21 protein-coding genes are annotated in these 24,215 nt (G+C 74.1%); 11 read left to right on the forward strand and 10 right to left on the reverse strand.

What is annotated here, in order from left to right:
* The first annotated feature begins 74 nt into the window (after positions 1–74).
* Positions 75–896 (forward strand): N-acetylmuramoyl-L-alanine amidase, encoded by an 822-nt coding sequence (locus ACRAKJ_RS16960; protein WP_438926157.1) that lies wholly within the window; start codon positions 75–77, stop codon positions 894–896.
* Positions 897–942: 46 nt separating this feature from the next.
* Here the strand turns inward: ACRAKJ_RS16960 and ACRAKJ_RS16965 are convergent, their stop codons facing one another.
* Entirely contained in the window at positions 943–1,557 is a 615-nt protein-coding gene (locus ACRAKJ_RS16965; protein ID WP_438926156.1) for a hypothetical protein, read from the reverse strand.
* Positions 1,558–1,797: 240 nt separating this feature from the next.
* Positions 1,798–5,004, reverse strand: coding sequence for a S8 family serine peptidase (locus tag ACRAKJ_RS16970; protein ID WP_447009032.1), 3,207 nt, complete (start codon positions 5,002–5,004; stop codon positions 1,798–1,800).
* Between the two features lie 287 nt (positions 5,005–5,291).
* Between ACRAKJ_RS16970 and ACRAKJ_RS16975 the strand changes: the two genes are divergently transcribed.
* A complete protein-coding gene (locus ACRAKJ_RS16975) occupies positions 5,292–5,741 on the forward strand; it encodes a DUF4383 domain-containing protein (RefSeq protein WP_438924180.1) in 450 nt (149 codons plus the stop codon).
* Between the two features lie 82 nt (positions 5,742–5,823).
* Here ACRAKJ_RS16975 and ACRAKJ_RS16980 read toward each other — a convergent pair whose 3' ends face one another.
* Positions 5,824–7,032, reverse strand: a complete 1,209-nt coding sequence (locus ACRAKJ_RS16980; protein ID WP_438924181.1) for a cytochrome P450 — start codon at positions 7,030–7,032, stop codon at positions 5,824–5,826.
* Positions 7,033–7,127: 95 nt separating this feature from the next.
* Between ACRAKJ_RS16980 and ACRAKJ_RS16985 the strand changes: the two genes are divergently transcribed.
* Entirely contained in the window at positions 7,128–8,780 is a 1,653-nt protein-coding gene (locus ACRAKJ_RS16985; RefSeq protein ID WP_438924182.1) for a family 43 glycosylhydrolase, read from the forward strand.
* Positions 8,781–8,862: 82 nt separating this feature from the next.
* On the opposite strand, the gene ACRAKJ_RS16990 is transcribed toward ACRAKJ_RS16985, so the two are convergent.
* Both ACRAKJ_RS16990 and ACRAKJ_RS16995 read right to left on the reverse strand, forming a co-directional pair.
* Positions 8,863–10,713, reverse strand: coding sequence for an ABC transporter transmembrane domain-containing protein (locus tag ACRAKJ_RS16990; protein ID WP_438924183.1), 1,851 nt, complete (start codon positions 10,711–10,713; stop codon positions 8,863–8,865).
* The gene (locus ACRAKJ_RS16995; protein ID WP_438924184.1) at positions 10,710–12,443 is read right to left on the reverse strand and encodes an ABC transporter transmembrane domain-containing protein; all 1,734 of its coding nucleotides are present in this window, start codon (positions 12,441–12,443) and stop codon (positions 10,710–10,712) included. Before ACRAKJ_RS16995 ends, ACRAKJ_RS16990 begins: the two co-directional genes overlap by 4 nt.
* An 86-nt stretch (positions 12,444–12,529) precedes the next feature.
* On the opposite strand from ACRAKJ_RS16995, the gene ACRAKJ_RS17000 reads away from it, so the two are divergent.
* Positions 12,530–13,141: a TetR/AcrR family transcriptional regulator C-terminal ligand-binding domain-containing protein gene (locus tag ACRAKJ_RS17000; protein ID WP_438924185.1), complete on the forward strand. Its 612-nt coding sequence runs from the start codon at positions 12,530–12,532 to the stop codon at positions 13,139–13,141.
* A 138-nt stretch (positions 13,142–13,279) separates the two neighbouring features.
* Here the strand turns inward: ACRAKJ_RS17000 and ACRAKJ_RS17005 are convergent, their stop codons facing one another.
* The 3 genes from ACRAKJ_RS17005 to ACRAKJ_RS17015 form a co-directional block, all read right to left on the reverse strand.
* On the reverse strand, positions 13,280–13,606 hold the full coding sequence (locus tag ACRAKJ_RS17005; RefSeq protein WP_438924186.1) for a hypothetical protein: 327 nt from the start codon (positions 13,604–13,606) through the stop codon (positions 13,280–13,282).
* Positions 13,607–13,822: 216 nt separating this feature from the next.
* On the reverse strand, positions 13,823–15,286 hold the full coding sequence (locus ACRAKJ_RS17010) for a hypothetical protein (RefSeq protein ID WP_438924187.1): 1,464 nt from the start codon (positions 15,284–15,286) through the stop codon (positions 13,823–13,825).
* A gap of 201 nt (positions 15,287–15,487) precedes the next feature.
* Positions 15,488–16,000 carry a mycothiol transferase gene (locus ACRAKJ_RS17015; protein ID WP_438924188.1) on the reverse strand — a complete coding sequence of 171 codons (513 nt, stop codon included), beginning with the start codon at positions 15,998–16,000 and terminating at the stop codon, positions 15,488–15,490.
* Positions 16,001–16,248: 248 nt separating this feature from the next.
* On the opposite strand from ACRAKJ_RS17015, the gene ACRAKJ_RS17020 reads away from it, so the two are divergent.
* Complete coding sequence (locus ACRAKJ_RS17020; RefSeq protein WP_438924189.1) at positions 16,249–16,812, forward strand: phosphatase PAP2 family protein; 564 nt, start codon at positions 16,249–16,251, stop codon at positions 16,810–16,812.
* A gap of 50 nt (positions 16,813–16,862) precedes the next feature.
* On the opposite strand, the gene ACRAKJ_RS17025 is transcribed toward ACRAKJ_RS17020, so the two are convergent.
* Complete coding sequence (locus ACRAKJ_RS17025; protein WP_438924190.1) at positions 16,863–17,192, reverse strand: DUF6204 family protein; 330 nt, start codon at positions 17,190–17,192, stop codon at positions 16,863–16,865.
* Positions 17,193–17,265: 73 nt separating this feature from the next.
* Complete coding sequence (locus ACRAKJ_RS17030) at positions 17,266–18,381, reverse strand: NADH:flavin oxidoreductase (RefSeq protein ID WP_438924191.1); 1,116 nt, start codon at positions 18,379–18,381, stop codon at positions 17,266–17,268.
* A 114-nt stretch (positions 18,382–18,495) separates the two neighbouring features.
* On the opposite strand from ACRAKJ_RS17030, the gene ACRAKJ_RS17035 reads away from it, so the two are divergent.
* The 6 genes from ACRAKJ_RS17035 to ACRAKJ_RS17060 all read left to right on the forward strand — a co-directional run bounded on the left by ACRAKJ_RS17035 (position 18,496) and on the right by ACRAKJ_RS17060 (position 24,183).
* The gene (locus ACRAKJ_RS17035; RefSeq protein WP_438924192.1) at positions 18,496–19,107 is read left to right on the forward strand and encodes a TetR family transcriptional regulator; all 612 of its coding nucleotides are present in this window, start codon (positions 18,496–18,498) and stop codon (positions 19,105–19,107) included.
* Positions 19,108–19,227: 120 nt separating this feature from the next.
* Positions 19,228–19,974, forward strand: coding sequence for an ANTAR domain-containing protein (locus tag ACRAKJ_RS17040; protein ID WP_438924193.1), 747 nt, complete (start codon positions 19,228–19,230; stop codon positions 19,972–19,974).
* A 91-nt stretch (positions 19,975–20,065) separates the two neighbouring features.
* Positions 20,066–20,482 (forward strand): ATP-binding protein, encoded by a 417-nt coding sequence (locus tag ACRAKJ_RS17045; protein ID WP_438924194.1) that lies wholly within the window; start codon positions 20,066–20,068, stop codon positions 20,480–20,482.
* Between the two features lie 65 nt (positions 20,483–20,547).
* Positions 20,548–21,684, forward strand: a complete 1,137-nt coding sequence (locus tag ACRAKJ_RS17050; RefSeq protein ID WP_438924195.1) for a protein kinase domain-containing protein — start codon at positions 20,548–20,550, stop codon at positions 21,682–21,684.
* A 322-nt stretch (positions 21,685–22,006) separates the two neighbouring features.
* Positions 22,007–23,284, forward strand: coding sequence for an extracellular solute-binding protein (locus tag ACRAKJ_RS17055; RefSeq protein WP_438924196.1), 1,278 nt, complete (start codon positions 22,007–22,009; stop codon positions 23,282–23,284).
* The gene (locus tag ACRAKJ_RS17060) at positions 23,281–24,183 is read left to right on the forward strand and encodes an ABC transporter permease subunit (RefSeq protein ID WP_438924197.1); all 903 of its coding nucleotides are present in this window, start codon (positions 23,281–23,283) and stop codon (positions 24,181–24,183) included. The genes ACRAKJ_RS17055 and ACRAKJ_RS17060 overlap by 4 nt, the downstream gene beginning before the upstream one ends.
* Positions 24,184–24,215 lie beyond the last annotated feature (32 nt).

Raw genomic sequence — 24,215 nt, forward strand, 5'->3', positions numbered from 1 at the left:
GACCCCTCGTGGAGCACATGATGCAAGTCGACGTCCCGCACGGCCCGGCACCGCGGTCCGGCGGGTGGTGACCCGTGGCCGCGTACGGCAGCAACAGCCGCAACGGCGCGAAGGTCAGGCTCGTCGTGGCCCACACCGCCGAGGGCGCCCGCACCCGCGGTGACCTCGCGGCGTTCTTCGACGGCAACGACAACGCCTCCTCGCACGCCGTCATCGACGCGGGCGGGGTGCTGGACCTGGTCGACCGCTCGCGTGCGGCGTGGACGCTCGGCAGCGGCAACCCGATCTCGGTCAACGCCGAGATGTGCGCGTTCGCCCGGTGGACGCGGGCCCAGTGGCTGTCGGAGAGCCCCGTCGACGGGTGCGCGAACCCCAGGCAGATCGTGCGGAACTTCGCCGCCTGGGCGGCTCGCGAGTGCGACGCGCTGGGCATCCCCAAGCGGGTGCTCACCGTCGAGCAGGTCCGGGCCGGGCAGGCCGGGATCTGCGACCACCGGACCTACAACCGCGCCTACGGCGCGGGGGACCACTGGGACGTCGGGGACGGGTTCCCCTGGGACGTCTTCACCAACGACCTCGACGGAGGGGACGACATGCCGACCAAGGACGAGTTCAAGGCGTGGACGCAGGAGGCCATCATCCAGCTCAGGGGCAACGACGGCCGCAACGTGCTGGACGGCGTGATCCAGACCCGCAACGAGCCGCGGGACCGGGCGCGCGAGGCCGTCGCCCTGGAACTGGCGGGGCTGCGCGCGGCGTTCGACCAGCTCGCCCAGGCGTACGCGCAGGAGCGGGACCTCGACGCGGCGAAGATCAAGCAGGCGGTGGCCGAGGCGATCCGGGAGAACGTCGTGAGGGTCGACGTGAACGTGAAGTCGGCGAGCGCGGTCGAGTAGCCCCCGCCCGGCGCGGCGCGGGGCGGGGCGGGGGCGGACGACCCGGTCAGGTCAGCAGCAGGACCACCAGGCGCACGATGCCGACGAGCAGCGCGGCGACCAGCACGCCGACGGTGACGATCAGCCAGCGCACGGCCCGGCGGACCAGGGCGAACTTCCGCTCCGCGATGCCCGCGATCGTCTGCACGTCGGCGGCGGTGTCCTCGGCCTCGTGGTCGAGGGCCTCGTCGTAGGCGTTGATCAGCATCGAGGTGGTCTTGTGCAGGGAGTGCGGCCACGAGCCGGGCCGGCGGCCGTCCAGGTCGTCCGGGTCGAGCCCCCGGGGCAGGGCGACGCGCACGGCGCAGACCAGCGAGTAGGCGCCGGGCAGCCCGGCCAGGCACACCACCAGCAGTTCCAGGCGGGGCAGGTCCGCGGCGATCTGCGAGACCAGCCCGGCGAGCAGGGCCAGCCCGATCACGATCAGGGCGGCCAGGCCGTCGCCGCGCCAGAGGTCCTCGCGGCCGGTGGCGTGCACGCGTTGCAGCCAGGACAGCACCCGGGGCGCCCGGTCGGCGGCGCGCTCGCCCTGCGCGCGGGCGGGAGGCGGGGGAAGGGGGGAGGCGGTGGGAACAGGGCGGGGAGCGGGGCGCCCGGTGAGGCCCTGTCGCGTGTCGGTCACGGACGCAAAATATTCTGGTCCCACCGCCGTTGTTCGCGGATTCGCCCGACCGCTTCGGGATCACCCCGGCAGCCGCCCGGTCGTCCGCTGAGGACGGTCCGGTCGCACCGCTCGTGCGGCGGGGCCGTCCTCAGCGGACGGAACCGGGCCGGCGCCGGTCGACCCGGTCGGATCGTCCACGGTGGAGGGATGGCGCGGGGCCGTGCCGGGAGGGGCGTCACCCCTCCCGGCACGCGCGCCCTACCCCGTGATCCCGTACGCGCGGATCACGGTGTGCTCGAACGTGTTGCCGTCGCGGTCGGAGCCGGAGGCCCGCAGCGAGGCGTAGCCGGCCGCGTCCGGGTGCCGCACCAGGGCCGCGCCGCCGGCCACGGGCACCCGCCGCCAGGTCTTGCCGTCGTCGAACGACACGTCGACCCGGACCCGGTCCACCTCGGCGTTGTCGGCGCCCTCCTGCTGCTCCACGGTCAGCGGCACGCGCAGCAGGCGGCCGGCGGGGGTGCCGCCCGCGTCGTCCAGCTCGGGGGTGAAGCGCACCACCGACATCGGCAGGCGGCGGCCCTGCCCGTCGGGGAGGACGTCCGCCCGGAACGTCCACGCGCCGCTGATGCGCGTGCTCAGCTCGTAGGCCGCGGGGTCGCGGACCACGTCGTGCTCCACCCGGTAGCGGGCTTCCCCCGCTTCCACGCTGAACTCGCCCCACTGGTCGCGGACCAGTCCGACCAGGCGACCGTCGCGGTACAGCGAGGTGCGCGCCGTCTGGTTGGCCGACCGGCCCAGGTTGCCATCGCGGTCGTTCACCAGCGGCACCTGCGCCGTCAACCGGTCCTCGTGCAGGCTCAGGTAGTTGGCCGAGTAGCCGGACAGGCCGGGGCCCAGCACCGGGAACAGGAAGCGCTCCTCGTGCTGGCCGCCCACCTCGTAGGTGCGGTCGAACGCGGAGTAGTCGGCCTCGGTCCGGTAGTCGGGGGACTGCCGCAGGTACGACCAGTCCCAGGTCATCCGGTCGGCCGTGACGAGGTCCACCACCGCGCCGCCCGCGGGCACGGGCAGCAGCACCGACCAGCCGCCCGAGCCGTCCGGCGGGTTGGCGCTGCCGCTGTGCAGGTGCGTGCGGTCGGCCGGGCCGGGCGCGAAGTCCGTCCGCACCTCGGTCAGCTCCGCCCTCGTCGGGGCACGGGTGAACCCGGTGGGCACCGCGCCCCGCTCGAACCAGCGGAACCGGTAGTGCACCGGTGTCCCGTCCACCGGCGCGCCCCGGAACTGGGCGCCAACCGAGACGTTCAGCTCCTCCGCGGGCAGCGTCGGGCCGTCGTGGCCGAGCGACATGTTCGTGAAGCCGGAGAGGAACGCCGTGTTGAGCACGACGCGCCTGCCGTTGAGCAGCCTGGAGACGTTGACGTCGCCGATCATCGCGGTGGTGCCGGCCTCGGGCGGGGTGACCTCGATCGGTTCGGCCACCCGGGCGTCGAAGGTGAACCGGGTGCTTGCGGCGTCCACGGTCAGCGTCGGCCGGGCGATCACCGCGACCCGGTCTCCGGTGCGCACGACCGAGCGCGCCAGGTACTCGCCCTTGGGCACGCGCGTGGTGGCGGTGCCGTCGACGCCGTACAGGTTGGTGTAGACGTCGTTGTCCATGCCCACCAGCGCGGTGGTGTGGTCGGGGGCGGCCTTGCCGTCGGCGTCGAGGTGCTCGACCGCGATGTCGTAGCTCTCGACCTCGCGGGCGAGGCTGACCGGGGTGCGCGTGGGCCCGCCGGCCAGGACGCCGGAGTAGACGCCGTCGGGTCCGGCGACCCTGGTGTCCGCGGTGACCGCCACGTCGGCCGTGCCGCCGGCGGGCACCGTGACGCGGGCCGGGTCGGCGGTGAGCAGGCCCGCGGGCGCGGGTCGGCCGCCCGGTCCGCGCAGCTCGGCGGTCAGGTCGAAGGTGACCGGCAGCGGCCCGCTGTTGCGGTAGGTCACGGTCCTGGTGACCGGGGTGTCGTCGTGGTGCGGCCACGCCTGCTCGGCGAACGCCAGGCTCACCGGCTCGGCGCCCACGGTGGCGGTGAGCGCGCGCGCCACGTCCACCCGGCCCGCGCCCTGCTCGAACACGCCCAGCGCCGGGTTCGGCGTGGCGGAGGCCATCAGGACGGCCTTGAGCCGCGCGCCGGTCCAGTCGGGGTGCTGCTGGGCGAGCAGCGCCGCCGCGCCCGCGACGTGCGGCGTCGCCATGGAGGTGCCGGACAGGGCCAGGTGCCGCCGGCCGACGGGGGTGCCGATGACGGCGTCGGCGGCCCTGGCCGCGACGATGTTCAGCCCCGGCGCGGTGATGTCCGGCTTGACCGCGCCGTCGCCGTTGCGGGGACCGCGGCTGGAGAAGTGGGCCAGGTCGTCGTCGTGCCGGACCGCGCCGACGGTGAGCGCGGCGTCGGCGCTGCCCGGCGAGTCGATCGACCGCGACCGCCCGCCGTTGCCCGCCGCGACGACGAACAGCGCGCCGGTCTCCGCCGACAGCCGGTTGACCGCCTCCTCCAGCGGGTCCACGCCGGGGGAGTCGTAGCCGCCGAGGCTCAGGTTGACGATGTCGGCGCCCTCGTCGACGGCCCACTGCATCCCGGCCATGACCCAGGACTCGGGGCAACCGCCGTTCGAGCACACCTTGCCGTCGAGGATGCGCGCGCCGGGCGCGACGCCCCGGTACCCGCGGTCACCGCTGGCGATGGTGGCGGCGACGTGCGTGCCGTGGCCGTCGCGGTCGGTGGCGTCGGGTTCGTCGGTGAAGTTGCGCTCGGCGACCTCCCGGCCCGCCAGGTCCGGGTGGTCGCCGTCCACGCCGCCGTCGAGCACGGCGACCTCCACGCCCCTGCCGGTCAGGCCGGCCCGCCAGGCGGCGGGCGCGCCGATCTGCGCGGTGGAGCGGTCGAGCGTGGGCCGGAGCAGGCCGTCGAGCCACACCTTGGTCACGCCGGGGTCGGCGAGCAGGTCGCGGAACGCGCTGCCGGCGTCGGCCTTGGGCGTCCGGGTGGCCACCGCGCCGGGCAGCACCCGGGCGGACCGCAGGCCGGTGGGCGTGCCGGTGACGACGAGCGGCACGTGGTCGGTGCGGGCGTCGTCGTAGCCGGCCTCGACCAACCCGGTGACGTCGAACAACCGCGGGTCGAGCCGGCCCGCCGCGATGCCCCTCACCGCGTCCTCGGGGACGACGTGCAGCCGCCCGTCCCGGTACGAGGAGTGGAAGGTCATCGCCTCGCGGCCGGGGCCGGGCCGGAACGCCCCGACCGCCGCGCCGGTCACCACGACCTGGTCGCCGGTGACCAGGGTGACGGTCCGCGGCGGGACACCCGACTGCTCCGGGACCGCCCGGACGGGCTCGGCCACCCCCGCGGGCGCGTGCCCCGCGGCGACGAGCCCGACCGCCAGGACGACTCCCAGGGCCCTACCGCGCTTTCGTGGTCTGAACACGGGTTACCTCCCGAATCCGGTGGTGCGCTGTGGATCGCGCGGTCGGGAGGCGCCGCAGACCCGCGGTGGCGGTGGACCGGAAGTGCCGGAGCCCCCCAACGGGATCGACGCTACTGATCGGCGGCGACGTGCCATACAGGTAACCGCGGTGTTGCTGCACATGCCGTAGCGGGGGCGTCTCGGGTGGTGGCGGACCGCCCGCACGGCCGGGTGACGGTTCGTTCTCCGCTGTCCGGGTATGCCCGGCGGAGCAGGTAGTTCCGCACCAGGATCCAGTGGAGGACGACATGTCCCGGACCGAACCAACGACGCGCACCCCGGTGCAGACGGTCGCGCTGCTCGTCGGGGTGGTGTTCCTGCTGGTCGGGATCGCCGGGTTCATCCCCGGACTGACCACCGGCTACGACACGCTCCAGTTCGCGAGCCACCACTCGGAGGCCATGCTGCTGGGCGTGTTCCAGGTCTCCATCCTGCACAACCTCGTCCACGTCGCCTTCGGCGTCGCCGGCCTCGCCCTCGCCCGCACGGTGCGCGGGGCGTACCAGTACCTGGTCATCGGCGGCGTCGTGTACGCCCTGCTCTGGCTCTACGGCCTGCTGATCGGGCACGACAGCGCGGCCAACTTCGTGCCGGTCAACGCCGCCGACAACTGGCTGCACCTGTTCCTGGCCCTCGGCATGCTCGCCCTGGGCTTCACGCTGGGCCGCCGTTCGCTGCCGGCCCGCGCCCGCCGCTGAGCCGCACCGCCACCTGAACCGCACGGTTCGCGCGAAGGGCCACCACCTCCGGGTGGTGGCCCTTCGCGCGGGGGCGGTCCCGTCACACCGGCGTGATGACGAACCCGCTGCGGACCTTCGCCGGCACCCGCCGCAGCGAGATGGTCAGGTCCTGACCGGGCACCTCGTGGTCGAGCCGGGCCAGGCACCCGGCCAGCGCGCCGAGCAGGCCGACCGACGCGGGTTCGCCGGGGCAGCGGTGGCCGGTCGCGGGGTCGCCGCCGCCCTGCGGGACGAGGTCGAACGGGCCGGGGGAGCGGTCGAGGAACCGCTGCGGCCGGAAGGTGTAGGGGTCGCCCCACAGGTCGGCGTCGTGGTTCTGGCCGTAGACGTCGAGCAGCACCAGCGACCCCTTCGGGATGCGGTGGTCCCGCCAGGTCAGGTCGTCCACCGCGCGCCCGCCCAGGAAGGGCGCGAAGGGGTAGAAGCGGCGCACCTCGTGGGCGAACGCGCGGGTGAAGTCCGGGTCGCCGGCGCGCAGCCGCTCGCGGTGCTCGGGCCACCGGTGCAGGGCGTGCCCGGTGAACATGACGAACCAGCACACCGCGACCGCGGGCCGCACCACGTTGAGCAGCTCCACCGCGGCCACCCGCGGCGGCAGCGGTTCGCCGTGCTCGTCGCGGTGCCGGGCGACCTGGTCCAGGGCCGACCCCGGCCGGGCGGGCCGGCTGCCGTCGCGGGCGTCCCGCACCAGGCCGGCCGCCCACGCCTCGCGGCGGTCGCGGGCCCGGCGCGCCCGCCAGTGCCGGGGACCGGGGGTGGCGAAACCGTCGACCATCGCGGTCAGGTCGCGGGCCACGCCGTCCACCTCGTCGTCGGCCAGCGGTACGCCCGCCCAGCGGCACACGCCCCTGGTGAGCACGCGCGCGGCCGCGTCGAACAGCACCACGTCGCGCCCCGGCGCCCAGGACGCCGCCTCCTGCTCCCACGCGGACGTCACCGACCCCACCAGGTCGGACGCGTGGTCGTGCGGCAGGACCGACAGGAAGAACGCCTTGCGCCGCCGGTGCGCCCCGCCGTCGAGGGTGTGCACGGCGTCGTGGCCGAACAGCGTGCTCTGCACCGGACCCGGGATCGCGGTCTCCCGCCTGACGTGGTCCTCGTCGTAGAAGAACCGCGCCGCGTCCGGCCCGCACAGGCCCACCGCGTGCTGCCCGAGCACGCGGGCCTCCGCGATGCCGTCCGGGGCGGCCCGGCGCGCACCGGGCAACCAGGCGTAGCCCCGGGTCAGGACCAGGGCCGATTCGTCCATGAGGGGGAATACTCGTCGAGGCATGGTGTGCCGGGTGCCCGTTCGCCGCCCCGCCAAACAACCCGCCCGGAGTCGTCCGGCGGCAGGATGGGGACATGCGACGCACAGCCCTGCTCGTCGCCGCGACGGCGGCCCTGTCCTTCGTGGCCGCGCCGGTCTCGGCCCACCCCGCCCGCGGCACCGACGCGACCTACCACAACGACGCCGCCACCCCCGGCGCCGACCCGTTCGTGCTGTTCGACCGCCCCAGCGGCTACTACTACGCCTACTCCACGGAGGGCGCCGACCCCGGTCACCACTTCGCCGTGCACCGCTCGCCCGACCTCGCCACCTGGGAGCGGCTGCCCGGCGGCGCGCTGCTCGCCGGGCGGGACGGCGACTGGGCGCACGACTGGTTCTGGGCGCCCGAGGTCTACCACAACCCGGTGACCGGCCTGTACTTCCTGTTCTACGCGGCCCGGATGAACCGCGGCGTGGCCGAGCACTTCCGGTACGCGGACTTCGAGGAGCCGTGCAAGATCGGCGTCGCCGTGTCGCGCTCGCCGGCCGGGCCGTTCCGCGACATCACCGAGGAGCCGCTGGACTACCACCCGTACGACCCCGCGTACCACGACGTGAACCTGATCATGGACGCCGAGCAGAAGAAGCCGCCCGCCACCCTGGAGGAGGGGCGGACCGCCCCGCTCGGCACCTACATCCCCGCCATCGACCCGAACGTCTTCTTCGACGCCGACGGCCGGGTCTACCTGTACTTCTCCCGCAACGCCTACCGGAACTGGGTGTGGGACGAGGACCTCGGCAAGTACGTCGAGGAGTCGAACGTCTACGCCGTCGAGCTGACCGACGACTGGTGGCACGACCCCACCGGCCGCACCGCGCCGACGATCGCGCCCGCGTACCGCGACGCCAACCGCGCCCCGCACGACCCGCCCGGCGTCCGCAAGGACGGCTACGTGCCGGTCCTGGACTACGGCTCCGACGAGCAGGAGTGGGAGAACGCGCACGTCCACGACCACGCGAGGTCGGGCGGCGCGAAGAAGGACCGCCGGTGGGCGGAGGGCTCGACCACGATCAGGACCGTCGACGAGCGGGGCGGACCCCGCTACTACCTGACCTACTCGGCGAACAACTACGAGAACGAGTTCTACGGCGTCGGCTACGCGACGGCCGACGGCCCGCTCGGTCCCTGGCGCAAGAGCCCGGCGAACCCGGTGCTGGCCCAGGACCCCGCGCGAGGGCTGTACTCGACCGGGCACGGCAGCGTCATCGGCTCGCCGGACGGCTCGCGGCTGCACTACGTCCACCACGGGCGGCCCTCCACCACCGCCGCCCGGGCGCTCTACACCTCGCGCCTGAGCCTCGGCGGCGGCGTCCTGGACATCGACGCCCCCGCCGGGGACGAACCGCTGCCGTCCGGGGTCGGGCCGCTGGGCATCCGGGCCGGCGACCGGGTGCTGCGCGCGGGGCCGGACGGCTCCGCCACCACGACCGTCCGCGTGACGAGCGCCCTCGGGGCCGGGTTCGACCTGGCCGACCCCCGGAACCGGCTGCGCGCCGAGCTGCGGCCCGCCGACGCGGGCACGGTCGTCGTGCGGGGCGACCGGGTCACCGCCACCGTCCACCGCCCGGCCCGGCTCACCGTCTCCTACCAGCGCCGGACGGCCGACGGCGGCTACCGCGACGTGGCCAACACCGGACCGCGCCGCGACGTCCCGGTCGAGGTCACGATCCCGGTGACGACCCGCTGAGGTGGCGTTCCGTTGACCTGACGCCCCGCTGAGGCGGCGACCGCCGGGCACGGGGGCCTTGGACCCCCGTGCCCGGCGGCGGTCAGCCCGCCGCGGCGAACTGGGCCGAGTACAGCCGGTGGTACGCGCCGTCCGCGGCCAGCAGCTCGTCGTGCGTGCCCTGCTCCACGATGCGGCCCGACTCCATCACCAGGATCAGGTCGGCGTCGCGGATCGTGGACAGCCGGTGCGCGATGACGAAGCTCGTCCGCGACGACCGCAGCGCCGCCATCGCGTGCTGCACCAGCGACTCGGTGCGGGTGTCCACCGACGAGGTCGCCTCGTCCAGGATCAGCAGCGACGGGTCGGCCAGGAAGGCGCGCGCGATCGTCAGCAGCTGCTTCTCGCCCGCGCTGACGTTCGTGCCCTCCTCGTCGATCACCGTGTCGTACCCGTCGGGCAGCGTCCGCACGAACCGGTCCACGTAGGTGGCGCGCGCGGCGGCCAGGACCTCCTCCTCCGAGGCGTCCGGGCGGCCGTAGGCGATGTTGTCCCGGATCGTGCCGCCGAACAGCCAGGTGTCCTGGAGCACCATGCCGATCCGCGACCGCAGGTCCGAGCGGCGCAGGTCGGTGATGTCCGTGCCGTCCAGCGTGATCCGGCCCGAGTCCAGCTCGTAGAACCGCAGCACGAGGTTGACCAGCGTGGTCTTGCCCGCGCCGGTCGGGCCCACGATCGCCACCGTCTGGCCCGGTTCGGCCACCAGCGACAGGTCCTCGATCAGCGGCTGGTCCGGCCGGTAGGAGAAGCCGACGTGCTCGAACTCCACCCGGCCGCGGCTCGCCCCGGGCACCGGCGCGTCGACCGGGTCCGGCGTCTGCTCCTCCGCGTCGAGCACCTCGAAGACCCGCTCGGCCGACGCCACGCCCGACTGCATCAGGTTCGCCATCGACGCCACCTGGGTCAGCGGCTGGGTGAACTGCCGGGAGTACTGGATGAACGCCTGCACCTCGCCCAGCGTCATCGCGCCGGACGTGATCCGCAGCCCGCCGACCACCGCGACGACGACGTAGCTGATGTTCGACAGGAACATCATCACCGGCATGATCAGGCCGGACATGAACTGCGCGCTCGTCGCCGAGCCCACCAGCTCGTCGTTGCGCCGCCGGAACTCCTCCTCGGACTCCCGCTGCCTGCCGAACACCTTCACCAGCTGGTGGCCGGTGAACGCCTCCTCGATGTGCGCGTTCAACGCGCCGGTGTGCTTCCACTGCGCCACGAACTGCGCCTGCGAGACCTTGCGGATGCGGCCGGTGACGACCACCGACACCGGGATCAGCAGCAGCGCGATCAGCGCCAGCAGCGGCGAGATGGTGATCATCATGATCAGCACGCCCACCACGGTCAGCAGCGACGTCAGCAGTTGGCTCAGCGTCTGCTGCAACGTGGTCGAGACGTTGTCGATGTCGTTGGTGACGCGCGACAGCGTCTCGCCGCGCGGCTGCCCGTCGAAGTAGCGCAGCGGCAGCCGGTGCAGCTTCGCCTCCACGTCGGAGCGCAGCCGCAGGACCACCCGCTGCACCGCGTTGTTGAGGATGAGGCCCTGCGCCCAGGCGAACAGCGACGAGGCCAGGTACAGCGCCAGCACCCACCCCAGCACCGCGGCGAGCGCGGTGAAGTCGACGCCGGCGCCCGGCACGCCGCGGATGCGCCCGAGGACGCCCTCGAAGATGATGTCGGTGGCGTGGCCCAGGATCTTCGGCCCGGCCACCGCGAACGCCACGCTGGTGACGCCCAGCGCGACGACGGCCGCGATCGCGTTGCGCTCCGGGCGCAGCCGGCCCACGAGGCGCTTCGCCGACGGCGTGAAGTCCTCGGCCTTGCCCATCGGCATGCCCATGCCGCCGAAGCCCGCGCCCATCCGCGCGGGGGCCCGGTTCGTCGTGGTGCTCATGCGGCCTGCTCCGGGGTCAGCTGGGACTCGACGATCTCCACGTAGGTGGGGCACGTCGCCAACAGTTCGTGGTGGGTGCCGGTGCCGACCACGGAACCGTTGTCGAGCACGACGATCAGGTCCGCGTCGATGATCGTCGACACGCGCTGGGCGACGACGATCACCACCGCGTCGCGCGTGTGCGGGCGCAGCGCCGCGCGCAGCCTGGCGTCGGTGGCCAGGTCCAGCGCGGAGAACGCGTCGTCGAACAGGTAGATGCCGGGGGCGCGGACCAGCGCCCGCGCGATCGACAGCCGCTGCCGCTGCCCGCCGGACACGTTCGTGCCGCCCTGGGCGATCGGCGCGTCCAGCCCCTCGGGCATGGCCTCCACGAAGTCGCGGGCCTGCGCGACCTCCAGCGCCGCCCACAGCTCCTCGTCGGTGGCGTCGGGGTTGCCGTAGCGCAGGTTGCTCGCGACCGTGCCGGTGAACAGGTAGGGCCGCTGCGGCACCAGGCCGATGCGGGAGCACAGCACGTCGGCGTCGACCTCGCGCACGTCCGCGCCGTCGACCAGCACCGCGCCGGAGGTGACGTCGATCAGCCGGGGGATGAGGCTGAGCAGCGTGGTCTTGCCCGCTCCCGTGCTGCCGATGACGGCCGTCGTCCGGCCCGCCTCGGCGGTGAACGAGACGTCGCGCAGCACCGGGTCCGCCGCGCCGGGGTAGCGGAACTCCGCGCCGGCGAACTCCACCCGGGCCCGCCGGGGCAGCTCCACGACGGGGTTCGCCGGCGGCACCACGGACGAGTCGGTGTCGAGCACCTCGTTGATCCGCTCGGCGCTCACCGCGGCGCGCGGGATCATCATCGAGATGAACGTCGCCATCATGACCGCCATCAGGATCTGCACCAGGTAGCTGATGAACGCGGTCAGCGCGCCGACCTGCATCTGCCCCGCGTCGACCCGGTACGCGCCGAACCACAGCACGGCCACGCTCGACGCGTTCAGGATCAGCATCACGACGGGGAAGATCAGCGCCTGCAACCGGCCGACCCGCAGCGCGGTGTCGGTGAGCGCGTGGTTGACGCCGGAGAACCGCTCGCTCTCGTGGGGCTCGCGGACGAACGCGCGCACCACGCGGATGCCGGACAGCTGCTCGCGCAGCACCCGGTTGACGGCGTCGATCCGCTCCTGCATCAGGCGGAACTGCGGCACCATCCGCACCACGATCAGCCCGATCGAGACGGCCAGCGCGGGCACGCACACGAGCAGCAGCCAGGACAGGCCGACGTCCTCGCGCAGCGCCATCACGATGCCCGCCACGCACATGATCGGCGCGGCGACCAGGATGGTGCACACCATCACCACCAGGAGCTGCACCTGCTGCACGTCGTTGGTGGTGCGGGTGATCAGCGAGGACGGCCCGAACGCGGCGACCTCGCGGGCGGAGAACGCGCCGACGCGGTGGAACACGGCGGCCCGGACGTCGCGGCCGAAGCTCATGGCGACCCGGGCGCTGTAGTAGACGGCCCCGATGGAGCAGGCGATCTGGACGAGGCTGACCACGAGCATCCACCCACCGGTGGACAGGATGTAGTCGGTGTCGCCGGTGGCGATGCCGAAGTCGATGATGTCGGCGTTGAGGCTGGGCAGGTACAGCGAGGCGACGGTGCCGACGAGTTGGAGCGCCAGCACTATCGAGAGTTCTCGCCGGTACGGCCGCAGGTGCGTGCGGAGCAGGCGGCTGAGCAAGGACTTCCCCCATAGGAAACGGATCGTGTCTTAAGATTGCACGGTAGACCTGTCGGATAAGAAACGCAAAGTATCTAAGGAGCAGGGTGCCCGAACCGAGGTCGCGCCGTCGCGGAGCCGAGCTGGAGGCCGCCGTCCTGGACGCGGCGTGGGCCGAGCTGACCGAGGTCGGCTACGCCCGACTGACGATGGAGGCCGTGGCGGCGCGGGCGGGCACGAGCAAACCCGTCATCTACCGCCGCTGGCCGAGCCGGGCCGCGCTGGTGCTGGCGGCGTGGGGCAGTCGGGTCCCGGTGTCGCCCACCGTCTCCGAGACGGGGGACCTGCGGGGCGACCTGGTCGGGCTGTTCACCATGATCGCCCGCCGGGCGGACTCGATGACGAACGAGATGATCGCGGGCGTGATGGGCGAGGCGTTCCGCCACCCGGAGGTGGCCGACGTCCTGCGCGACCGCCTGACCACGAAGTCGCCCCTCTCGGGGGCGGTGGAGAAGATCGTCGCGCGGGCCGTGGGCAGGGGTGAGCTGCCCGAGGTCGAGCTGCCGCCCCGGGCGGTCCGCGTCCCCCTCGACCTGGTCCGCAGCGAGTCCATGACCTGCGGCGCCCCCATCTCCGACGAGACGATCGCGGAACTGGTGGACGACATCTACCTGCCCCTCCTGCACGGCCTCGCCTCCCGGCGCCGCCCCCCAGGATGACCGCGGTCGGCCGTCGTGGCGACCCGTTTTGCGAACAACCGGGCGTTCGGCCGATCAGGCGGCGTCCCGGCGGGCGTGCGGCGGGGTGTGGGCGGCGGGGTGCGTGCGGCGGGACGGGGGGTGGCAGGACGGGGCGGGTCAGGCGGCGGACGCGTCGCCCGCCCGGCTGAGCACGGCGGACGCGGCGACCAGGGACCTGCGGGTCGCGGCCACGTCGCCGTCGGCGGCGCGCCCGAGGCCGATGGCGAGCATGCGGTGCGCCTCGGCCAGCGCGCCGGTCGGGTCGGGTTCGGCCGGCGCGGGGGCGGCGGGCGCGGCGTCGGCGACGGTGGCCGCGAAGTCGGCGAGCACCGCTTCGAGGCGGAGGCCGTCCGCCGGGGCCGTGGTGAGGGCGGAGAGGGCGTCGTCGACGGCGGCGCGCAACACGGCGACCGGGCCGGGCGATAACGAGGACGGGAACGACATCCTGGCAGGGTAGTGCCATATGCACCCGCCGGCCATCGTGCAGATGCACGTGCACCTGCACGGAGTAGGTGGCACCGACCCGAGTCGTACCGAGGGTGGTCGCCGCCGGTCCGCGCGTCCCACTGTCGTGTTCGCGTCCGCCTCACCGCCGCGACCGGGATGCGGTCGCGGCGGTGAGGCGGACGCGGCGTGGGCGGACGCCGGGGGGCGTCGGCGTCAGTCGGTGCGGGCGCGCATCAGGACCAGGTCGCCGTGCCCGCCGTAGCCCAGCACCGGTTCGGCGTACTGGGTGCCGTCGAACGTGATCAGCCACCACTCGCGGCCCACGGGCAGCAGCACCGGGTGCGGGATGTTGGTGCCGTACGGGGCGTCGAGCGTGCCCAGCTTGCGCATCGACAGGTCGTAGACGGGGTAGGTGCGGGCGTCGCCGTCGCTGGCGAACACGTACCACTGCGTGCCGACGCGCTGGATGATCGTGCCCTCGGTCTGGTCGACGGTGAGGTCCGCGCCCACCCGCGCCAGCGACTCGGCGTAGTCCGCGCCGCGCGGACCGGCGGCCAGGGCCGGGTGGAAGACGAACGCGGGCTGCTGGGCCTCGCTCTCCACGAACGCCAGCCGCCAGCGGCCGTCCACGCGGGTCAGCGCCGGGTCCCACGAGCTGACGGTCGTCGGCAGCGGCAGGCGTTCGGTGGGGATGACGTGCACGCCGGACAGCACGTCGGCCCGCGTCGTGGCGTGCCGGACGTGCACGCCCTTGAAGTCGAAGTCGCCCCACGAACTCATGAGCACGATGAACCGGCCGGTCCGGTCGTCGTAGACGACCTGGCCCGCGTGGTCGCCCAGCACCACGCCGTCGCGGGCGAAGAACAGCACCGCCACCTGCTCCAGGCGCGTCGGGTCGGCCAGGTCGAGCGCCCACACCGCCCAGTGCGCCTGCTGGAAGAACCCCAGCCCGGCGTTGGTCATCGTCAGGTACAGCTTGCCGTCGCGCACGAACGGCCTGCCGTCCGCGTGCTGCACCACGTGCGGGTCGCGCACGCCGGCCTGCCCGAAGTAGCCCGCCCGCACCCGGCCCAGGCGCACCGGTCCGCGACCGCCGTAGGCGTACTCCAGCCGACCCAGGACTTCGGGGACGCGCAGGTCGACCAGGGCGCGCACGCGGTCCCGCTCGGTCAGCACCGGCTGCCACGCCGTGCCCGTGCCGGTGGGGTCGACCAGCACGGTGACCGCGTTCTCGTTGACCACCACGGCCAGCCGGAACGGCCCGGTCACGCGCACCTCGCCGGTCTTGACCACCCTGGTCGCGCCGCCCGCGGTGACCTCGATCGTCGCCCGCCCGGCGGCCGGGTCGACCGTGCCCAGCACCGACGTGCCGCCGCCCGCCAGCCCGGCGACCACCACGCCGCCCGGGTCGGTGCCCAGCACCTCCACCAGCACCGAGCCGAACGGGGCGCGGGGTCGCGCACCGGTCGTGACCAGCGTGTCGGCCGCCGCGGGCGGGGCGGGGGAGAGGGCGCTGTCGTACTGCACGAAGCGCGGGGCGATCAGGTCGAACGGCCGGTACTTGTGGGTCACGGCGAAGTGCAGGTCGAACGGTGTCGTGCCCGGGTCACCACCCGTCGCCCCGGTCGCCGCGGTCGCGCCGGCCGTGCCGAGCAGCCCGGGGGCCGCTGCGGCCACCCCCGCCACCGCCCCGGCACCGCGCAACAGGGTCCGACGCCCGATTCCGCCTTCCACCACGTGCCCTCCCTCGTCCCGATCAACGGTGATCGACCCACCAGGTCTACCCCGAGGTGGTGAGGCGGCACCAGGACCGATCGGCCGGAGCGCGTCCCGGTGCACGAGGGCGGAACAGGAGGAGGCGGGCAGGGGCGGGAGGGGTCAGGAGGGCAGCAGGCCGCGCGCGAACGCGGCCTGGCCGACGTGCTGGAGGTCGTCCTCGACCACGCTGACCAGCCGCACCGCCAGGGTCACGGGCGGGTCCCACGAGTCGTCCACGACCTTGCCCAGCTCCGCGGAGGTCACCCCGCGCAGGTAGGTCGTGGTGGCCTCGTGCACCGCCCGGTGGTAGCCCAGCAGCAGGTCGGCGGGCGCGACGACGAGGGCGACCTGGTCACCGCTGTGCCCGTAGCCGGTGTCCTCGGGCGGCAGCGGCAGGTCGAAGCGCCCGGCCCAGCCGCCCGCGGTCCAGACCTGCTCCGCACCGGCGACCTCGGCGACGTGGTCGTCCTGGACGCGGGTGAGGTGCCAGACCAGCCACGCGATCGAGTTGGCCGAGCCGTCGACCCGGTGCGCCAACCGGTCGCGGTCGAGGCCGTCCAGCACGCGTTCGACCGATTCCCGGACGCGCCCGAACCCGTCCACCAGGACGTCGACGGCGGTGAGCTCGATCATGTGGTCCTCCCCTGGAACCGGCGCGACCTCGTCGGAGGGGCAAACGTCGGCGCCCTGCCGGTGGTGCCCCCGAGCGTGGCCCCGACCACGATCCGCACCACCGGCAGGGCGCCGACCACCCATCCCTCGCGGGCCCTGCTCCCGCACCGACCGAATACCCACCCCGGCGGGATCTCATGCCACCGGGTTCGAGAACCTGTCGCCCGGACCTGCCCCGGACGCGGCGCGGACGACGTAGCGTGACGCCGGTGAAGCCCACCGACCAGCCCGGACGGCCCACGCGGCTCGTCGACCGCGCCGCCCGCGCGGAGGCCGACATCGTGCACACCGACGTGCTCCTGCCCTTCGGCAGTCCGTCGCCGGTGGTGCTCGCGGCGGGCCCGGTGGCGCGGGGGAGCGTGCTGTGGCTGGTGATCGCCGCCGGCCTGGCGCTGCGGCCCGGTGCGGCGCGGCGCGCGGCGGGTCGGGGCGTGCTCGCGGTCGCCGTCACGACCACTGCCGCCCACCTGCTCGGCCGGTTGGTCCCCCGCCACCGCCCGCGGGTCGGCGACATGCCCGCCCGCACCGCGCTGCACGAGCACCCCACGTCGTCGGCGTTCCCCTCGGCGCACGCCGCGTCGGCCGCGGCCTTCGCCACCGCCGCGGCCCTGGAGTCGCCCCCGCTCGGCGCGGCACTCGCCCCGGTGGCCGCGGTGGTGGCGTACTCGCGCGTCCGCACCCGCGTCCACTGGCCCACCGACGTGGTCGCCGGCGCGCTGCTGGGCGCGACCACCGCCGTGCTCACCCGCCGCCGGGGCCCGCGGCGGGCATGAGCGGCGGGCACGTCTGCGGCGGGCACCCGGGAGGTCCGGTGCCCCGCCCGTCAGCGCCGCCGGCGGACCTTGATCAGGTCCACGTCGGTGGCCGAGGCGCGCAGGTCGCGGAAGTCCACGCCGTACGCCTCGACCGCGCGGGCGGCCAGGGCGAGGCCCCGGTCGCACACCGCGCGGTCGGTCGTCCCCACCTCCGCGCGCAGCTGCACGCGGAAGCTGAAGAAGTCCAGCGACCGGTCGTAGGCCAGCGCGCCCTCGTCGGAGAACCCGTTGGTCAGCACGCCGTGCCGGTCGGCCGCCGCCAGCAGCCTGGCGCGGCCGGCCTCGTCGAGGTCGGTGAACCGGCCGCGCACCATGACCCGGTACGTGTGCTCCGCCATGCGCCGCTCTCCCCCGTCCGTCGGTGTGGGCGGCCATCGTCGGTGACCGGCCGGGTCGGCCGCAATCGAGTTGTCAGGTGAGCCGGGCGAGGTCCGCGCGGCTGAACGGGGTCACGTCCGCCACACGGCCGGTGCGGACCTTCTCGACCCACGCCGGGTCGGAGAGCAGGGCGCGACCGACGGCGATCAGGTCGAACTCCTCCGCGCCGAGCCGCTCCAGCAGCTGGTCGATGCCCGTGGGCGACGGCGTCCTGCCCGCGAAGGTGTCCAGGAACTCGCCGTCCAGGCCGACCGAGCCCACCGAGATGACGGGGCGCCCGGTGATCTTCTTCACCCACCCGGCCAGGTTGAGCGTCGAGCCCTCGAACTCGGGCACCCAGTAGCGGCGGGTCGAGGCGTGGAAGACGTCGACGCCCGCGTCCACCAGCGGCGCCAGGATCGCCTCCAGCTCCTGCGGCGTCGCGGCCAGGCGCGCGTCGTAGTCCGTGGGCTTCCACTGCGACAGGCGCAGGACGACGGGGAAGTCCGGGCCGGTGGCCTTGCGCACGGCGGTGACGACGTCGGCCGCGAGGCGGGTGCGGGCCACGGCGTCGCCGCCGTAGGCGTCGGTGCGCCGGTTCGTGCCCGCCCACAGGAAGCTGTCGATGAGGTAGCCGTGCGCGCCGTGCAGCTCGACGCCGTCGAACCCGAGGCGCTGGGCCGAGGCCGCGGCGTCGGCGAACGCCTCGACGACCGCGTCCAGGTCCTGCTCGGTCGGGACGGGGCCGGCCTCGCCGAGCGGCGTGCCGTCGAGGGCCAGGCCGGAGGGCGTCAGCACGGGGGCGTCCGGCACGGGCGGCGCGCCCGGCTTGCGGGCGGGGCCGACGTGCCACAGCTGCGGCATGATCCGGCCGCCCTCGGCGTGCACGGCCTCGGCGACGCGCGCCCACCCGGCGAGGGCCTCCTCGCCGTGGAAGCGCGGCACGTCGGCGCTCTCGCCGGCGCTGGGGTGGTCGACGTAGGTGCCCTCGGTGATGATCAGGCCCACGCCGCCGGCCGCGCGCCGCGCGTAGTAGCCGGCCACGTCCTCGCCGGGAACGCCACCGGGGGAGTGCTGGCGGGTCATGGGGGCCATCACGACGCGGTTGGGCAGCGTCAGCGCGCCCAGTTCGAAGGGGCGGAACAGCGGCGCGACGTCGGGCGAGGTCATGTGCGGGATCTCCGGTGTGTGGGTGCGAACTAAGCGGAGCACGTGCTCCGCCTGACGCTAACACAACCGGAGCACCCGCTCCGGTAGGACTTGGGACACAGTATGCTGAGCGCCGTGACCGCCGCCGACCAGCACGCCACCACCGCCAGGCGCGGTCGGCGCGCGGACGCCGAGCGCAACCGCACCGCGATCATCGAGGCGGCCACCGAGGTCCTCGCCGAGCAGGGCAGCGCCGTGGACGTCCGGGAGATCGCCCAGCGCAGCGGCGTGGGCATGGGCACGCTGTACCGCCACTTCCCGACCAAGGACGACCTGCTGGGCACGATCCTCGACCGCGAGTTCACCGCGTGGGCGTGCGCCGCCAGGAAGGCCGCCGCCGACACCGACGACCCCCGGGCCGCCCTGGAGGGCTTCTTCGAGCAGGCGTTGGCCAACCAGGGCCGCCACCGGGCCGTCGTCGAGTCCTACAGCGGCACGTGGCGCGGTCCCGCGCCGGACTGCACGCGCCTGCTCAACCCGGTCGTCGACGACCTGCGCGCCCGCGCCCAGGAGGCCGGCGTGCTGCGCCCCGACGTCACCACCGGCGACCTCACGCTCCTGCTGTCCTCGCTGACCCTGGTCGTGCAGATGACGGCGGAGCGCTTCCCCGGCGCGTGGCGGCGCCAGCTCCGCATCTGCCTGGACGGCCTGAGCGGCGCGCACGCGGGGAGCCTGCCCACCCCGTGACCCGACGTCGTCCCCCCGGCGACGGCCCGCCCGCGGCGCGGGGTCGTGCGAGCCGGCTCGCGGTCGGTCAAAATCCTGTCATGCCCTTGTCGAGGAGACATGGCGCGAGGAGGCGGTCAGGTGGGTGAGGGTCCGGCGGATGCCGCGATCTCGGGGGTGCTGCGTCGGCTCGACGACGTGACCACCGCGTTGAACGAGCTGTCGAGGGTCCTCGACGAGGAGGAGGACCTGGCGGTGATCATGGATCGGGTGTGCCGGCAGGTCGTGGCCGCGATACCCGGCGCCGACATGGCGAGCGTCACGGTGCTGCGCGGCGGCGAGCCCGCGACGGTGGCGCTGACCGGCGAGCGGGCCGCCCGGGTGGACCTGGCGCAGTACCGGGCCGGCGAGGGCCCGTGCCTGGAGGCCGCGCGGACGCACGTCGTGCAGCGGGTGGCGGTGGCGGAGGTGCACGAGCGGTGGCCGGAGTTCGCGGCGGCGGCCGACGGGCTGGGGGTGGCGAGCTACCTGTCCGCGCCGCTGGTCCTGGAGGACGAGTACCAGGGTTCGCTGAACCTCTACAGCGAGCGGACGCACGGGTTCCGCGAGCTCGACGCGGCCCTGCTGGAGCTGTACACGACCGCGTCCGAGGCGGCGCTGCGCAACGCCCGCCGCTACCTCCTGGCCAGGCGGCAGACCGAGCAGCTCCAGAGCGCGCTCACCTCGCGCGCCGTGATCGACCAGGCCAAGGGCATCGTGATGGCCGTCCACCGGGTCGACGCCCAGCGGGCGTTCGACCTGCTGGTGGAGCGCTCGCAGCGGGAGAACCTGAAGCTGCGGGACCTCGCCGAGCGGTTCGTGGACGACGCCCGCCACGCGGAGGGCTGAGCACGAGCCGCGTCGACCCCGCCGGGTGGATTGGTCCAGCCACCCGCGGGGTATCGACTACACGTCTTCGGCATGAGGGGGCGTGATCGGTGTGACCGTCGCAGAAGAGGGTGAGGTCGGGGCGAGAACCCTGTCGCTGGACCTCGCCGACGACGTGCCACCGCTGGTGGCGGTGCGGCGCTGGGCCGGTGAGGCGCTCGCGGACCTGGGGGACGACGACGTGACCGACTGCGTCCTCGTGGTGACCGAGCTGGTCACCAACGCCTACGACCACGGTGGCCCGCCGCGCCGGGTCGCGCTGCACCGCACGCACGACCCGTGCCGCATCAGGGTCGAGGTCTACGACGGCGGGCGCGGGCGGGTCCGGGTGGGGCGGTCCAGGCTGGGCAGCCACCGCGGGCGGGGCATGGTGATCGTGGCCCAGATCGCCGCGGAGTGGGGTGTGCGGAAGCACGACGGGGGCGGCAAGTCCGTGTGGGCCGAGATCGTCTGCGGGTCGGCCGGGTAGCGGTACCCGTTTGCGTCACCCGGTCGGGGGGCACCCGGTGGTCCCGCACGTTCCACAGGAGAGGGGTGCCCGTGGCGCACCTGCTGGCCGGCCGCTACCGCGTCGACGGGCTGCTCGGCACCGGGGGCGTGGCCGACGTGCACCGCGCCTGGGACGTGCGCCTGGCGCGCCCGGTCGCCGTCAAGGTGTTCCGACCGGGGGAGGACCTCGCCGCCGGTCGGCGCTTCGACGTCGAGGTGACCACGCTCGCCGGCCTGTCCCACCCCGCGCTGGTCGAGGTGCACGACGCCGGGCACGACGACGGCCGGGCGTTCGTGGTGCTGCGGCTCGTCGAGGGCGGCACGCTGCGCGACCGCGTCGAGGAGGGGCCGCTCGACGCCGACGAGGTGCGGGAGCTCGGCGCGCGGCTGGCCGACGCGCTCGACCACGTGCACGGACACGGCGTCGTGCACCGGGACGTGAAACCGTCGAACGTGCTGCTCGACCGCGACGGCACCGCGTTCCTCGCCGACTTCGGGCTGGCGCGGCTGGTCGACTCGACCCGCCTGACCCGCGCCGACCAGGTCGTCGGCACCGCCGCCTACCTCGCGCCCGAGCAGGTGCGCGGCCACGAGGTCGGCCCGGCGGCCGACGTCTACGCGCTGGGCCTGGTGCTGCTGGAGTGCCTGACCGGGCGCCGCGAGTACGAGGGCGGCGACGTGGAGGCCGCGGTGGCGCGGCTGCACCGCCCGCCGCGCGTCCCGGACGACCTCCCCGGGGACCTGGCCGCGCTGCTGCGCCGGATGACGGCGACCGACCCCGACGCGCGGCCGTCCGCGGCGTGGTGCGCGCGGGTGCTGGTGGACGGCGAACCGGTGCCGGTGGACCGCCCGCGCGGCGCGCTCTTCGCGGCGGCCGGGCTGCTGGCCGTGGTGGGCGCGATCGGGTTCGCCTGGTCGTCCACCGGCACCGTCGACCCCGGCGCCGAGCCGCCGCGCGGCAGCTCCCAGCGGCAGGCAGAGCCGGTCGGTGCCGCGGACCGGGTGGAGACCGTGGAGCGGGTCGAGCAGGTCGTGGACACGGTGACCGTGACCGTGCCGGTGCCGGTCGAGGTGCAGGCCCCCGCCCAGCCGCCCGCGCCCGTGGAGGCGCACGGCGGACCGGGGCGGAAGCACGGCGGCGGACCGGAGGAGCACGGCAAGAAGGGCAAGGACAAGCCCTGACCCCCACGCCCGATCCTCCCGTGCCCGATCCTCCCGTGCCCGGGGTCCCCTCGCGCCCGGTCCCTCCTCGGCGGTCCACCCGCTCCGGCGGTAGCGCGTCACCGATCGGCTCGGCTCCCGCCCGTGCTTCGGAAAGCGCTTTCCCGTAGGCGGCCCCAGCATCGAACGACTGTCGAACGCAAGGGCTGAAGCGGTGCACTCCCGTTCCGGCGCAACGGTGTCGGCGCGCGATCACCGTTGTGCCCGGACCGATCCGCGCCCTATGGTCGATCACGGGACGCCCCGACGACGCCCCGTGCCTGTCCTCTGTGGAGGGACGCCGATGACCCGACGAATCCTGGTGGCCGCGGTCGCCGCGCTGATGGCCGTGGCCGGGTGCGGCGGCGCGGAGGAGGCAGAGGACGGCAAGAGCCTCGTCCTCTGGCACTACGAGGGGCCCGACAGCGCCATGGGCGTGGCCTGGGCCAAGGCGATCGAGCTGTTCGAGGCGTCGCACCCCGGCGTCGAGGTGCGGTTCGAGGAGAAGGGCTTCGAGCAGGTCCAGAAGACCGCGCCGATGGTCATGGGCTCGAAGGACGCGCCCGACGTGCTGGAGTACAACAAGGGCAACGCGACCGCCGGTCTGCTGTCGAAGCAGGGCCTGCTGACCGACCTGAGCGCCGAGGTCACCGCCCGGGGCTGGGACCGCCGGGTCGGCCCCGGCGTCGACACCACCGCCCGCTACGACGAGCGCGGCGTGATGGGCTCGGGCAAGTGGTTCGGCGTGCCGAACTACGCCGAGTACGTGCTGGTCTACTACAACCGGGACCTGTTCGAGCAGCACGGCGTCCCGGTGCCCACCACGCTGGACGAGCTGACCGCCGCGATGGCGCGGTTCGTCGCCGCGGGCATCACGCCACTGGCCCTGGGCGGCGCGGAGTACCCGGCGCACCAGGTCTTCTACCAGCTGGCGCTGACCCAGGCCGACCGCGACTGGGTCGACCGGTACCAGCGCTACACCGGCGACGTGAACTTCCACGACAAGGCGTGGGTGCACGGCGCGGAGACGTTCGCGAAGTGGCTGCGCGAGGGGTACGTCGACAAGGACTCCGCCGGGCTGAAGGCCGAGGACATGGGCCTGGCGTTCATGCAGGGCAAGCACCCGATCATGATCAGCGGGAGTTGGTGGTACGGCCGCGTGCGCTCCCAGGTGAAGGACTTCCGGTGGGGGACCACCGCGTGGCCGGGGATGACCTCGGGCTCCAGCGGCAACCTGTGGGTCGTGCCGAAGGGCGCGCGGAACAAGAAGCTCGCCTACGACTTCATCGACATCACCCTGTCGACCGAGGTGCAGGACGCGCTGCGCGAGGCGGGCGGCGTGGCCCTCGCCCCCGGCGACGCGCCCGCGACCGACCCGGGAACGCAGGCGCTGGCCGACGGCTTCCGCGAGCTGAGCACCGGCGACCGGCTGGCGTACTACCCGGACTGGCCCGCGCCCGGCTTCTACGACGTGCAGGTCTCGTCCGTGCAGAAGCTGATCACCGGGCAGCTCGGACCGCACGAGGTGCTGACCGAGTTGGCCGATTACTACAAGGAGAACCTGGCGAGCGTCGGGAAATGAGCCCGCTCCCCGGGGCTGTCCGAGACCGAGGGTCCTACCTGCTGTTCCTCCTGCCCGGAGCGCTGCTGCTGGTGGCGGTGGTGCTGGTGCCGTTCGGCATGAACGTCGGCATCAGTTTCACCGAGTGGTCCGGCGTCGGCGCGCCGGAGTGGGTGGGCGTCGACAACTACCGGCGGCTCGTGTCGGACGGCGCGTTCTGGGCGTCGTTCCGGCACAACGTCGGGCTGGTCGTCGCGATGGCGATCGTGCCCACGGCGATCGGCCTGGTCCTCGCCTCGGTCCTGTTCGACCACATCGCGACGCGGTTCGGCGACCGGGCGGCGACCGTGCTGCGGGCGTGCCTCTACCTGCCGCAGGTGCTGCCCTTCGCGGTCGCCGGGATCGTGTGGGGCTGGGTGCTGGCCCCGGCGGACGGCGCGCTCAACGAGGTGCTGCGCGCGCTCGGCCTCGGCGGGCTGGCGGGCAACTGGCTCGGCGACCCCGACCTGGCGCTGTGGACGGTGATGGGCGTGCTGGTGTGGGTCCAGCTCGGCTACCCGCTGGTCGTGTTCATGGCCGGGATGCGGCGGATCGACCCGTCGCTGCACGAGGCCGCCGAGCTGGACGGCGCGTCCTGGTGGGACCGGTTCCGGCACGTCACCGTGCCGCAGCTGCGCCCTGAGGTGTTCGTGGTCCTGCTGACCTGCACGATCGCCGCGCTCAAGGTGTTCGCCCCGATCTACGTGCTCACCCGGGGCGGTCCGGGCGGCGCGACGAACGTCCCGGCGTACTACTCGTTCCAGAACTTCTTCGAGAAGACCCGCGTGGGCTACGGCGCGGCGATCGCGACCGTGCTGACCGCGCTGGTGCTGGTGCTCACGGCCGTGTTCCTGCGCGTGCAGGACCGGGGTGAGCGCTGATGGGGCGGGCTCCGGTGGCCCGGGTTCCGGTG

The sequence above is a fragment of the Saccharothrix sp. DSM 118769 genome (genome assembly GCF_052936295.1).